The organism is Rhodococcus sp. C26F, from assembly GCF_053345925.1.
On sequence record NZ_JBKFBA010000038.1, the window covers coordinates 1 to 13,750 of the forward strand.

The 13,750-nt window shown below is 63.2% G+C and carries 7 protein-coding genes; 5 read left to right on the forward strand and 2 right to left on the reverse strand.

Annotated elements, in window-relative coordinates:
• Positions 1 to 775: ISL3 family transposase (locus tag ACLBYD_RS25320; protein WP_447817834.1), on the forward strand; the 775-nt coding region annotated here is incomplete at its 5' end.
• A gap of 834 nt (positions 776 to 1,609) precedes the next feature.
• Entirely contained in the window at positions 1,610 to 1,963 is a 354-nt protein-coding gene (locus tag ACLBYD_RS25325; protein WP_254584758.1) for a hypothetical protein, read from the forward strand.
• Between the two features lie 186 nt (positions 1,964 to 2,149).
• Here the strand turns inward: ACLBYD_RS25325 and ACLBYD_RS25330 are convergent, their stop codons facing one another.
• Positions 2,150 to 6,925 carry an N-6 DNA methylase gene (locus tag ACLBYD_RS25330; protein WP_447818592.1) on the reverse strand — a complete coding sequence of 1,592 codons (4,776 nt, stop codon included), beginning with the start codon at positions 6,923 to 6,925 and terminating at the stop codon, positions 2,150 to 2,152.
• A 444-nt stretch (positions 6,926 to 7,369) separates the two neighbouring features.
• Here ACLBYD_RS25330 and ACLBYD_RS25335 point away from each other — a divergent pair, with 444 nt between their 5' ends.
• Both ACLBYD_RS25335 and ACLBYD_RS25340 read left to right on the forward strand, forming a co-directional pair.
• Complete coding sequence (locus ACLBYD_RS25335; RefSeq protein ID WP_237211453.1) at positions 7,370 to 7,945, forward strand: hypothetical protein; 576 nt, start codon at positions 7,370 to 7,372, stop codon at positions 7,943 to 7,945.
• 586 nt (positions 7,946 to 8,531) lie between these two features.
• Positions 8,532 to 8,957 carry a hypothetical protein gene (locus ACLBYD_RS25340; RefSeq protein ID WP_237211452.1) on the forward strand — a complete coding sequence of 142 codons (426 nt, stop codon included), beginning with the start codon at positions 8,532 to 8,534 and terminating at the stop codon, positions 8,955 to 8,957.
• Between the two features lie 523 nt (positions 8,958 to 9,480).
• On the opposite strand, the gene ACLBYD_RS25345 is transcribed toward ACLBYD_RS25340, so the two are convergent.
• Positions 9,481 to 10,998, reverse strand: a complete 1,518-nt coding sequence (locus ACLBYD_RS25345; protein WP_254584630.1) for a hypothetical protein — start codon at positions 10,996 to 10,998, stop codon at positions 9,481 to 9,483.
• A gap of 278 nt (positions 10,999 to 11,276) precedes the next feature.
• Here ACLBYD_RS25345 and ACLBYD_RS25350 point away from each other — a divergent pair, with 278 nt between their 5' ends.
• Entirely contained in the window at positions 11,277 to 13,547 is a 2,271-nt protein-coding gene (locus ACLBYD_RS25350) for an exonuclease domain-containing protein (RefSeq protein WP_175428177.1), read from the forward strand.
• Positions 13,548 to 13,750: the final 203 nt, after the last annotated feature.

Here is a 13,750-nt window from a genome sequence, read left to right on the forward strand (position 1 = left end):
CCGCTGGGACACCGGCCTCGTCGACATCGCTGGCCACCAGGGCCTGCTCGCCCAGGTCAACGGCCGCACCTCGACGGCGGTGATCGACTGGCTCGATGCCAGGGACGAGGCATGGAAGGCGCAGATCACCCACGTCACCATCGACCTGTCCGGCGTGTACGCCAAGGCGGTACGGGAGGCATTGCCGCATGCCGAGCTGGTCGTCGACCGGTTTCACCTGGTCAAGAAGGCCAACGAGATCGTCGATGCGGTGCGCCGGCGGGTCACCCAGACACAGCGGGGTCGGCGCGGCCGCAAGAGCGATGTCGAGTGGATCAACCGTCGTCGGTTGCTGCGCGGCGCCGAGACCCTCACCATCGAGCAGCGCACCGAACTGTTCACCAAGCTGCTGACCGCCGACCCCAGCGAGGAGATCGCCGCCGCCTGGATCGCGAAGGAGCTCCTGCGCGATCTGCTGGCCTGCACCGCCCGTGGTGGGCTGCGGTACGAGACCCGGGCCGCGTTGTATCGGTTCTACAAGTTCTGTGCCGCCTGCCCGATCCCGGAGGTCACCGCGCTCGCGCGCACCGTGGAAACCTGGCAGGACCCCATCATCCGGGCGATCGAGACCGGCCTGACCAACGCACGCAGCGAAGGTTACAACCGGATCGTCAAACACGTCGGCCGGATCGCGTTCGGATTCCGCAATCCCGACAATCAACGCCGCCGGGTACGGTGGGCGTGCACCCGCCGCTCCCGGCGGAGCACACCCAGCCGGCATCAATGCCACTGCTAACCGCGAAGAGCCCCTTTACCCCCCATCAGCGCCCATGCGCACGGACTGCACGCCGCTGTGCCTCGCAGTTTCTACCAGGCCGAGAAGGTGGGCTCCTCATCCCAGCGACCGAGGAGTCCCACCAATGACCGTCCCCGAATGCCGGCCGGACCGGCCGTTACCCCTCGTGCACGCCTCAACCGACACTCAGTGCAGCGTCTGCGAGACGCGACTAGTCCGCCAATGGAACGCGGCGGGCGTCGACTACAGCTGGGTCGATGAAAACGGATGTCGCGCTGGTGGAACCAGCCCCATTCCTGAGGTTGCCACCCCCGGCGAATACCTGACGTATCTGCAACGACACGGCTGGATGGGTGAGTACTCGAACTTTGCTGCACGGTGGGCGCTGGGTTCGGGATTGTTGCCCTGGGAACATTGGCACGCCCCGATTCATAAGCCGAGCCCCGTCGCGCCCGGGGAGGTTCCCGCGTGCTGCTCGATGCCGATGCAAATGGTCCGTGACGGTTGGCGATGCCGAGTGCGCCACACCATCTTCTCTGTCACTACATCAGCGGCAATGTAGCGCTCGACCTTGCCGGCTGGCCGCGCTGTGTTGCAGCCAGCCGCTCGTCCGATGCTCCTGTCCGCCCGAATCCAGATGTCACCAGCAGTTCCGGGATCTCCGCGTGCCGCGCAGTACGTGCGCAGTGGCGACGATGTGGTCATCGGAGGTCATCAACTAGGAGGGTCGATATGACGGAAAGCGCTGGAATGAGCTGGGTTCGGGGATCGTTCATCGTTCCGGATATCTCCGACGATGAGTGCGGACTGGATCGCACCATCGGAGTGGCACTTGTGAGCCTCGCCGAAGCTGGCGTCACGATGTCCGGTTCCAGCGGTACCGGAGGCTTGGATTCGCGCCTCGCAACGGTCCTGGTAGGACTGTTCCGCGCAGACACACCGTGGGGTTCCGTCTGGCACGCACGTGAACGCGACGGCGCCGAACTGCACATCGTGTTCGATGGCACCGGCTCCGCCGAGGCTGCCCCGACTATCGAGGCGGCAATGCGCGCGCTGGCCGACCTCGGCGTGGAAGGTCAGGTCGAGCGCACCGAGATCGGCTACGACGGTCCTTCATTCGTCCGGTGGACTCTAGAGCGCGGCGAAGCTCGGTTCGATGACGCGGGAAGTGTCATCTACACAAGGTGAAGCACGGACGTGGGGCGCACCGGCAGATACCTGCCGGTGCGCCCCCGTTGTTGTGCGGTCGCCCCGAGCTGTCCACGCTGACTCTAACCCTGTGACATCGCCGGCCTGTCCGCCGGTGCGCCACATCCGCGGGAAGAGGCACGACCCATGCGGGTGGTGGGGGATGTGGCCCACCACCCGCATGCGTCAGGCCGCTTGGGGGATCGGGGTGGCCGTGTCGCTCTCAGCAACGGTGTCGCTGATCTCCGCCTCAATGACAGCCAAACGCGCTTCGGCGGTGACAAGGGCCTGCTCATCAGGGAACTCACCACGGGCAGCCTCTCGCGTGGCCTGCTCGTCGTTCAGTAGCTCGGAGACCCGTTCCTTGATCCCCACAATCCGCGCCTCGAGCCCTGCTTCGTCGAGGTCACGCAGCATCGAGGCCACGACCGGAAGCACTCCGGTAAGCCCCCGCCGTCGTTGCTTGCCACTGATCGGGACACTGGCGACCTGGACGTAGTCCACGTCGACCGCGAACCCGGTGACCACGTCGTTCATAACTTCGGCGCTTAACGTCACCGGTCCGAGCGCAGCCCGCCGGTGAGGACGTTCCAGCAAGGAAGCGACGGACTCGGCCAGATACGGCCCCGCGGGAATAGCGGACGATACGAGCGCGTCGCGCAGCGCACAGAACGCCTCGAGAACCCTCTGCAGGTGTGTGCGCGTCGCGACATACTGCTCGGCCCGTTGCACTGCAGTCCGGAGGTTGCGTAGGTGGTTGGCCTTGCGCAACTTCAATGTCCGCACCTTCGCCTTGATCTCGGCCTCCTCGAGGAGCAACGCGTTACCGGACGCGGCGGCCTTGACTTCCGCGTAGGTCAGGGTGGCATCGCCGATGTCGTCGATCTCGCGTACTTCCGGGTCCGGGCAGTACAGGTGTGCGAAGGCGCGTGCCTTTCGGTGCAGTACCTCCCAGGAATACGCATCGAAGGTGCGTTCAGTGACATAGGTGTAGACGTCGACGACAGTGTTGAGGTTGCCCGGCCGGAACGCCCGGCCCAGTCCCTGCTCAACATCTGACGGTCGCCATGGTGGGGCCACCAAGTGCACTGCCGCCAGCCGGGTTTGGATGTTCGTTCCGATCCCCACCTTCGGAGTGGACCCGATCAACACAGAGACCGAGCCATCACGGCACTCCGCATGTAGGGCTTCGCGTGCCTTGGGGGTAGTTGCTTCGTGCACGAACCGGATCCGTTCGGCCGGCACGCCACGAGCGGTAAGGAGGTTCCGCAACCGCCCATAGGTGGAGGCGTCATGCGGCTTCGGGGTGCCAAGGTCGCATAACACCAACTGCAGCGCGCCAGATGAGTTGCTGCCATAGTCGCGATCACGATGGGACCGATAGACCTCGGCGATGGTGTCAGCGGCCCGCATCAGCTTCGGAGACACGGTGTCGAGGTCGACTAGTGCCGGATCCAAGGCGATTTTGCGGCCGTCACCGCAGATCACCAGCATATTGTCCGTCCCGGCGACCCGGGCATTGCTCCCCTGCAGAGCATCCGCGCGGGCCACGAGTCCAGTCACATACTCCAGTACCTCATCGGACGGCTCGACCACGATGGTGTGGTCTCGTCGATCCGGACGCTGCAAGTCGAGCGCTTGTGCGGGAAGAAGATCAGCAAACTCGTCGATCAGGCGCCGGAGTTCCGGAAGGTTCTGGATGGTTGATGGACGGGTGTGGGATCGGAACCCAGAGCCGTCGGGTGCAACCTCGATCCGAGTTTCCCATCGGATGAACGTGGCGGCGAAAGCGTCGAAGTGCGATAGACCGATCTCCTCCAGCCGGTCAGGGACCATCAGCCGGGCCCAGCAGTAGGTTTCTGCCAACGTGTTGCGGAACGGTGTGCCGGTGAACATCGCCACGACGGGTTTACCCGGATGCCTCTCGGCCAGCGTTTCGACTTTCATCAGCATGTCGGTGGCGCGTTTGGAGGAACCGAGCGAGAAGCCATCGGCGCGGGTCGCGACCGGCAGTCGCAAGAACTTGTCGGCCTCGTCGACTGCAAGGTAATCGATGCCGAGTTGTTCGAGAGTGATCTGGTCGGAGTCGGCGACCTGCGACCGCAATCGGCTCAATGTCTCTTCGAATGAGCGGATTGCCCGAGCGATCTGTTTGGCGCCATGCCCGCGGTCAGGCCCGTCGTGAAGATGCCTGCGCAGCGCGAACTTCTGCGCCTCAATCCATGCGGCCTCCGATTCAGGGTCAACTCCCAGGGACGTAAACGCCTCGTGAGTCATGATCACTGCCTCCCAATCCCCGGTGGCGCAGCGGGCAGCGAACAATCGGCGTGCTTCCCGGGCGAGGTCGTCCTCGGTCGCAACGAGAAAACGGCTGGAAGGGAAAGCCTGCTGGGCCTCGCGTGCGATCTGCTCGAGGAGATGCTTCGGCACCGTGATGCAGGGACGGTTGGCCAAACCGAACCGGCGCAGCATCACGGCCAGGCTCACCATTTCCAGGGTCTTGCCGGCGCCGACTGCATGCCCAACCAACACCCGGGGTCGGGTCAGTGCCATATCCAGCGCGTCGAGCTGGTGCGGCCACAAGGAGATGTCGGTAGACAGACCAGGTACGGCCAGGTGGGAGCCGTCAGGTCGGCGGGTGACATGCGAGCTGAATCGGATGTTGTAGTCAGCCAGAATCCGGATTCGACGCTCATCGTCCTCGAATACCCACACACTGAAGCGCTCGTGCAACGCTTGTAGCCGATCGGCAGCTGCCGCGGTTTCTTTCGGATTGCGGATTCTCCGGTCCACTCCGTCGTCGTAGATGTGGTCGTAGACAACCGGCCGCTTCCCATTCAATCCGCACTGGAGCAGGTCGATAGGGGAGAGCCGTTCGGTGCCGTACTTGATGTTCGCTTCCGCGGAGCACTGCAGATTCCTCGGTAGCTCCCAGTACGCCAGCGGCGGGGTGTGCAAAATCGTCCCGACGTAGCGAACCCCCAGCTCTTCGCGCATGAACGCACCGATGTCCTCCGGGGTCAGCCACGGAGCACCGAGATTGACGCGCACGTCGTTCTCGTCGAGCTGCGTAGGCATGACGGCCTCGAGCGCCGTCACGTTGCGGAGAAGGCTTGGATCACGCTCAGCAACTCTCCGTGCGGCGGCCAACTTGGCTCGGATGTTGCCCGATAGATAGGAGCGCGCGGTTACCCACCGGCGGCCATTTTGTGGATCGCGGTAGACCAGGTCGCCCAAAGCGTTGACCGTCGCTTCCTCGTCGTCGAGTCCGAGCAACGCTGCGACGCGAGCGAGGTCGAGATGACCGGTTTCTCCGAGGGTGACCGCCAATGCCTCGGCCGGGGTGTCGACTCGTTCGACGCGAGCAGGTCGACGGTTCACTCGTCCCAGCAGCACCGCGGCGGGCTGGGCCGTATCGCTGTCGGGGTCGTACTTCTCCAGCGCAAGGACGAGAGGGTAGTCGGGATCGCGGCGGAACCCACCCATGGGCGGGCGACGCACCGACAACGCCGGAACTCCGGTTTCCGGGTCCGGTTTCCCCTCTACCACCGTCGCGCGGTTGAGTGGTCCCCACTGATTGACGTACTGGGTGTACAGCTCAAGCGCATGCGTTCGCGTCGTGGCGATCTGTTCATCGGGCAGGTCTGGATCTGCTTCGAGCTCCATCAGCGCTACAGCTGCGTCGCGCAGGACGATGAGGGCGCGCATTTCTTTCGACGGTCGGGCTACAGGGGTCAGTACCCCGTTAGTAACGGTGACGACCTCACCGTCGACGACATGGAACGATCGTTCCTTGCGGCCTTGCGCGTCGACAAGCTGGATGTCGTCGCAGTCGCGCCAGGGGACTGGACGAGCGGGGATAGGTGGCAGCGCTGCGCACATCGCGGCGAAGGCCTTGGATGTCGCTTCCGTGGGATGCTCGGCCACAACTGCCAGACCGTTGAACCGGTTTCCCGTCACACGCATCGCGCCGGCGACGTACTCCGGGTGTGCCGCCCAGTACTTGTTCACTCGCACGGGACTTGCAGAGATCTCCTCAGAGACCGGCGCATCCACCACATCGCGACAGTCGCTGATGCGATTTCCGACGTAGGTCGAGGCGTAGTTCCTCGTAAAGTTCACCGAATCGTTCCACCCGGAGCGGGGCTGCCCTGCTCGGCGTACCTGCAGCACTAGAACATCCGCAACGACGTCGGTGCCATTGAAGGTTCCGGTCGGAAGCCTCACGGCGCCTACCAGATCAGCTTCCCGAGCAATCTCACCGAGCTCATGACCGGAATCCATCAGGAATCGCGACACCACGACCACGACGTATCCGCCAGGACGCACGGCGCGTACTGCTCGCCGCACGAAGTACGTATGCAGCGGCGCGTGTAGCTCGTAGGCAGTGTCGTACACGCGCACCGAGGAGAACGGAACGTTCGCCACCACCGCATCAAAATGATTGTCTCGCAGTGACTGCGACTGCAACCGGCCGGTGTGGATCTGCGCAGATGGGTGCAGCAGGGCTGCGATTCGAGAAGATGTCGGATCTACCTCGACGCCGCAGAATTGGATGGGCAGATGAGTCGGAGCAGCGTTCATGAGTGCTCCGTGCCCACATCCGAGATCGAGGACTCGGCCTCCCTCGAATCCAGCGGACATGAGCACTCCCCAGAGATGTTCTGAGACAGACCGCGGCGTGTAGAACGCGGTATCGACCACCTCAGCGGCGCAGCTCCAAGCCGCTTCGTCGAGAAGTAGATCCAGCTGATCAGCGATCTCCAGCCACATCCCGGACGGCTGTGGGGCGAAAGCTGGCGCCAGGACACCCCAACCTGGCCAGGCCTCCAGAACTGCTCGTTCCTCCGCGCTGATGGAGGGGCTGTCGCCGATTCTCCGCAGCAACTCGAGTGCCTTGAGCGCCGACGCGACGGCTTGACGTGTAGATGACATGGCGAACCCGCTTTCTGGCCACCGCATATGCCGGTGTGGCCCAGAATCGAACAAGTGTGCGTGATGACAAAAACGATGACTGTGACCCAGAAGGAGCGCGGCACCAAATCAAACACGCAGGTAAAGACCTATAAGTGTTAGCTGTGGTGTATGTACACCACAGCTAACACAGCAAGGCTGCAGATGATGTGCCAAGGGAGGAGCCTCGATCGAGCTGCCAGATGCGACGGGTCGCCGTCGTCCCGGGCCGAACCCACATCGAGCAGCTGGCGATTCGCACGCAGGGAAGGGCGTGCCCGACCGGGTCTGCAATTGCCGCCGGCGTCGCTTCACTATCGAGATGATCAGGCCCGAGTGGCTTTGTGCAGGCGACAGCAGCCGCTTAGGTCATGTGCATCCTGTCCTGATCAACCCATCAGTACTGACCGCGCACACCCGAGCAAGCGGCTGTCAGCCCGCTATTCTGCGGTGATGACGATCCCGGCGACGCGGCCCCTCGGACCAACAGTGGCGGACTGGTCCGACTTTCGGCAGGTGATGGTCATATCGTGGGCGGCGCGGTGGAGGGCGGTGCGGAAGCAACGTGCGATGCTGGCCGCGTTGATTGCGGTGCCCACGGCCTATACCGCATATATCGTCGCCACGACACTGGTGTTCGGCACCAGTTGGGGATTGGCCGTTGGGGGTTGGGCAGCTTTCATGCTGTTCGTCATCGTCGCGATCGTTGGCGAAGTTCTCTGCCACACCGTCTGGCGCTTGCTGGACCGGCGACGCATCGTCCTCCTGTCCTCCACACGAGGTGCGGTGCTCGATGTGCAGTTCAACGAGGACGTGGTGACGTTCAGCAACCACGGCCGGCTCCCGCGGGACACCTCGGCGGCAGTCCTGCGTGCCGAGGTCGCGCGCTGGGTGGGCGCACTTCCGCATCGCGTCGAAATGAAAGCCCAAAACACGCAGGTCGCCGAGCTATACACGAAGCAGTTCCCCGAGCTGACAGCGGGCGAGCCGGATGCGCTGGGACGTATCCCGCTGACCGTCACGGTCTGAGGTTTCCCCTCCGTCGATCGTCGATCAAACCGCGGTGATGCCGCACTCTTCGGACGCGGTAGCGAGAGTGGGTGTCGAACACGCCGGATACCGAGGGGGCAACATGAAGCGCAAGACTGTTGGCGGCGACGAGGTCGATGCATTCTCCCGCCGTCGCCACGCCCATCATTGGAAAGCGGGCGAGCGAAAGGCGATCAAGGCGCGTGTGTCTCGCCGCGAACGCCGTGCACTTCGCCGAGAACTAGCTCGCTGAATCAACTTGGGTGCCTCACTAACGCAGTGAGGCACCCAAGTCGTATGTCGACCCTGGTCCATGCGGAGAACGCACCGGTTGCTTCTGACACGGACATCATCCCGCGGATAATTGAGCGTCCCTTTTGCTGCCTCAAGTGGCCTGTCGATCTCGGCCAGGAGCTCGGAACCCTTCCTGGTTGTCGCGATCACCGCGCGCTGTCCGCAGCGCAGGACCTGATGACGCGCACTCTGCAGCGTCGACACCGTCGCTTGGGATGCTTGGTGCCGCACAGTTGCTGACAGCTCCATACGTTCGTGGTGTTCCCGAAACGACGAGCCAGGAGTGCATTTCATGAGCGAGCGGTACAGCCCCAAGGTCGGCGACAAGGTTGTTCTCCACGAGGACTTCCGCAAGCCGGGAGACAAGCCCGTCGTGTACATCGTGCGCAAGATCAACCAGAAAACCATCACTACGGATCCGCTTTCTGGTGTGGGTAGAGGTGTGCGGGTGGCTCCGTACGGGGTTGTTCCGGCAACACCGGAGCAGATCGCAGCGGTGGAAACCGTCGACCCCTCGGATCTGGTCACCATCGGTTCTCTGGTGACGGTGCGAGACCCCCGATTCAACGGCCACGTTTTCGTCGTCGTGGGCATGTCGGGTTCTTCGTTCAAGCTCGCTGTGGCTAACGGTGACGGCAGCAAGGAATGGAAGGCGCCGTCGGCGCTGCTGGAAAAGGTGAAGATCGGCGCGCAGGAGTTGTTGGCCGCAGCGTCTTGATCGGGCATTTCCTGTATGAGGCGGCAGGATGGTTGCGACACGCAGCTGCCCTGCCGCCTCCTGCGTAGGGCGCATCTTACTGGCGGGTAAAGTGCGGTTTGCTGGCCGCAGAGATCTTCGGAAAGGCACTTCGCATGAATCACCGCAGTACAAGCGCACGGCGGGCGGACCGCAATCGGGAAACCTCGCTGGGAAGTCACTCGCCCTCGCCCGACACGAAGGAACCGAACACCACCGACACGATCCACCGTCGACTGTTCTCCGACTATCGGGCGCAACACCCTCAGCAGAATTGACCGCAGCGCCATAGCCGGTCACTCACTCGAACGCGTTAGCCTCCACGACCAACTCATCAGGCATCGCCCGCTGACCTTCCTGGGCGCGCACCCATGCTGCGGCCGCCGACGGTGACATACCGAGCACCAACCCCAACCCGGCCACGTCGGTAACCAACCGCCCATCGGCTGAACGTACGTCCCACGCCCGCAGGTCCCGGTGTGCCGGCAGCGGACGACGGCTCTTCTCAGACACGTTCGACCTCCCACTGTCCGCCGCCACCGATCACCACAAGCTCCTCTTCAGCCAAGCATCCCATCCCGGTCCTCGGAAGTGACAGCACCCGCGCCGCCGGTACTGTGCCGTGCAGTCGCACCGACACGTACTCGTCCTCATCCCACTCGCGACGCGCGAAGTACGATGCGACTTCGCTGCGCACCGTAAACGACGCAGCAGGATTCAACGTCACATCAGCGTTGTGACGTGCGCCTTTCTCGGGAGGAACCCACGCAGGAAGCGATCCGTCCGTGGAGAACCACATACCCCGAGAGACCGTCACCTCGGAGATCGACTGCTCGGCCAAATATCGCTGTGTGAGGTCGTATTGGGCACGCACCACCGCCCGAGCGCGGCGCGCATCCAGCGAGTCCGGGCGCGTCGAAGCGTCGGTATCGGACGAGAGAAACAGGTCCCGGACTGCCGCTTGGGTTTGCAAGGCCACCGGCGAGACGTTCTGTTCAGTGTGCGCGGCCCACGCAGCCATCGTCTGAGAGGCGATCGTGCGGCGAGCAAGTACCGGAACCTGTGAAGGATCCACCGAAGTATTGGGCGGCCCGTACACACGCTCACCGGACCCGATCTGGCGCCACGGCTGGTCGTCGCCTGTCCGCCAGCACAAACCGTAGCCGCTGGATCCCCACTGAACCTTGTCAGGATCGGCCAGAGCGGCACATTCGTCGTGATCGAACAGATCCCGATCGTCCACGCCGACGAGTTCATCGCCGAGCCGGTTGGCGGCTTCCCGTTTGGCCGGCACTGCGAATGGCTCCATCGCCCCCTGCGATAGCACCACCGGCACGGGCTCACCGTCGATGTACTCGTCCTCGAAGCAGGCTTCGTGTGCGCGAAGCAGCGCGGCGTCGCGATAGGCAGCGAACTCGGGACTGTCGGTATCGACCTTGCCGTCAGGTCCGTACGGGATGTCCGGTAGGCCTTCGAGCGGTGGACCGTAGCGGTCGTCGAAGCACGTTTCGATGATGGCGTCGGCGTCTTCGGCGGTGGTGATCGGGATGTGTTGGTACATCCGATCGGACAGTTCCGATGCAGCGGCAAGGCCCGCGTCCGTCGCTCCTGCCTGGGCATGTGGCACGTCCCCTGTTGTTTGTAGGGAGTTGCGCCTGGCTTCGAGAATTGCGGGAGGGCACCGATGCGCCGCCCCGATGAACTGCCCGCACGCAGGGCAGCGTTCCCCTCCGCCCCGGATTTGGGGAGGCGTCCAGTTGTGTGCTCGCTCAGGATTTTCGGAGATGTCGGCTGCCCTGCGCTTCGCCATCCCTCGGATGACCAGTCGGCGTAGATCGCCCGCCCGATCGTGCTGTCCGCATTCCTCGAGAGCGTGCACCTCGAGCAGCAGGTTGTGAGCTCCGCGGGCAGTCGATGCGAACTCGATCTGGCGTTTCTGCAGCTGCCGGCGAGCAGTGGCCAGCTCTTCTGCTGCCTGGTTGATCCACGCCGGTGATACCGGTTGTTTCTCCGCGTAGGACAAGCGACTGTCGTACACCATTTGGAGGCGCTGAGCCTCTGCCTCGGCCCGGTCGAGCCGCTGTGCCGAATGCGGAAAGCACCGACGACCGACTCGGCACACGGCATCTCCCAACTCCTTGGCATCAATGACGCGGCTACCGTAGACAGCCCCGTTCCGGGGATATGAGGTCCCGCGCGCCATGCAGAAGCGTCGGCACGTTGCGTGAGTATCCCTGCCGCACACGTCAGAACACGTTCGTACAGTGCCCACTATCGGAGATCACACACGTTAGGGACATCATGGCCAACCGCATCATTACTGCCCGCACCGTACGGAAACCGGAGGGAAACGTCCCAGGTGTTTTGACCCTGTCTCCGTTCGTCGCCATCGATGTCGAAACCACCGGCGTGAACTCGGCGACGGACCGAGTTATCGAAGTCGCCGCGGTGAAAATGAATCACCGCGGCGAGGTCCTGGACTCTTTCACGTCCCTGATGAACCCGGGTTACGACGTACCGCTCAACCCGTATACCCAACGAGTACACGGTATCTCCCCGAACATGGTGTGGTCGGCCCCGCCCACAGAGCAGGTGCTGGCAGCCTTGGCGAAATTCGTCGGTTCCTGCGGGGTAGTCGCACACAACCTTTCGTTCGAAAGTCGTTTCCTCGGTGCCGAGTACGAGCGGCTCAGCACACAAGCACCGTCATGGCAGGGAATCTGCACACTGGCTGCGGCGCGGGCTCATCTGATCGCACCCAACTACAAGCTTGAAACACTGCTCAAGCTGCTGGATCTACCGGCCGTCAACAGTCACCGTGCACACGAGGACGCTCGCGCTTGTGGTCTCCTGATGGCCGCCATGATCGAACGCGCCGGTGTCAGTGATCTGGTGCCGCTGAACGCTCCGACCATCTCACCGACATGTAGCGTACCGACAGCGGCCATCGACCTGACCGGCCGTGATGAACCCCAGGTCATCGACCAGAACGCCGTACGTACCGCGATGGGTGGCTTTGATCCGACAACCGAGCAGACGCGCATCCTGGACGCATTCAACTCTGGTGCCGAACTGGTGATCTGTGCCTTGGCGGGCACCGGAAAAACGTCGACGTTGAAGGGGATCGCGCGTCTTGAAGCGCAACGCCATCCCCGGCGTCATGGTCTGTATCTGGCATTCAACAGGTCGGTGGCGAACGAAGCGAAGTCGCAGTTCCCCGACCAGGTCCAAGCATCGACAGCACACGCCCTGGCACTCCGTCACCTACGCTCCACCGCATACGGACCGCTACTGGCCAAACTCAACGGTGGCCGGGCGACCTTCAGGGAGATCGCCACAGCCATTGATTCACGTTCGATCTACTTCGCGTCACGTGGTGACGGGCCAGCTCTCCTTGCCCAGTACCCGGTCACGCGTTTGGCTTTGGCCACTGTCGAGCGATTCTGCACGACAATGGACGAACAAATCGGGCCGGAGCATGTACCAGCACAGGCCGGCATTGAGGACGGGACCAACCACCGCGCTGAACTGGTCGAGCACATTGTTCCCCTCGCGCGTCGGGCCTGGGCCTCGATCTGTAGCCCACACACCTGGACCATCAAGTTCACCCCGACTCACATGCTCAAGCTCTGGGCCGACATGCACCCGACCATCGGGCGTGAAGGTGACTACTTGATGCTCGATGAGGCTCAGGATGCGAACCCTTTGATCGACAGCATTGTGCGCGATCAAACGCACCTACAGCGAGTCCGTGTCGGAGATCAGAACCAGGCCATCTACGGGTTCACCGGCGCGATCGACGCGATGTCGAACATCGCCGGTGCCACTTATCTGTCGTTGACACAATCGTGGCGCTTCGGTGCTGCCGTTGCGGACGTTGCGAACATTTACCTGCGCAAACTCGGCACCACCTTGCGTGTGGTCGGCAACGACCGGATCGACTCCCGACTGATCACCGATGCAGATCCTGTCGACGCCGTGCTCTGTCGAACAAACGGTGCGGCCCTGCGGGAGCTGATGGCAGCGCAGCACGCAGGGAAGAAGACAGCGTTGATCGGGGACACGCTCGCAGCCACCCGATTCTGCGAGTCCGCAGAACTGCTCAAGGCCGGGCAGTCGCCGCGTGATGCGGACTTGGCGGCCTTCACAACCTGGGGCGAGTTGCAGGACTACGTCGAACATGCGCCCGGGGCCTCCGACCTGAAGACTCTCGTCGAGTTGGTCGATACCTACGGTGTGGACGATGTTCGGTCCGCGATGGGTGCGGTGGTGTCTCCGGGGCGGGCCGAGATGATTGCCGCGACCTGTCACAAGACCAAAGGTCTCGAGTTCGACCGGGTACGGATCAGTTACGACTGGGAAATTGAGGCGACTCAGGATGAGAAGCCGATGGACCCGGAGACTCTGCGGGACGAGCAGATGCTTGCCTACGTGGGCTTGACCAGAGCGAAGCGGCACCTCGATCCCGGGTTGTTGGTCACTTCCCGCGCTGTCGAGCAGATCAACGCTGCGCACGGTCACGATCCGCTGATTCCCGGTCTGACGCCACCTCAGGACGGCATGCTGCTGTGAGTGTCCGATGCTCTCCAGCGACAAGGGACGGGCAGGCCGGTCGATCGTCTGCCTCGCGCGTAGTCGGGTGCAAACACGGACGTTTTCCGTAACGAAGAGTTTGGCCACGTCGATTTGAAAGTGAGGCTATCCGGTTTGTCCGTTCCGATTTGAAGGTGGAGTTCGTGGTGTCTTCGTGTTCGCCCCTGGATCCGAGCCTGGGG

Coding starts and splice junctions, on each gene's coding strand:
- ACLBYD_RS25350 (WP_175428177.1), top strand. CDS start 11,277: ATGGCCAACCGCATCATTACTGCCCGCACCGTACGGAAACCGGAGGGA.
- ACLBYD_RS25335 (WP_237211453.1), top strand. CDS start 7,370: ATGACGATCCCGGCGACGCGGCCCCTCGGACCAACAGTGGCGGACTGG.
- ACLBYD_RS25340 (WP_237211452.1), top strand. CDS start 8,532: ATGAGCGAGCGGTACAGCCCCAAGGTCGGCGACAAGGTTGTTCTCCAC.
- ACLBYD_RS25330 (WP_447818592.1), bottom strand. CDS start 6,925: ATGCGGTGGCCAGAAAGCGGGTTCGCCATGTCATCTACACGTCAAGCC.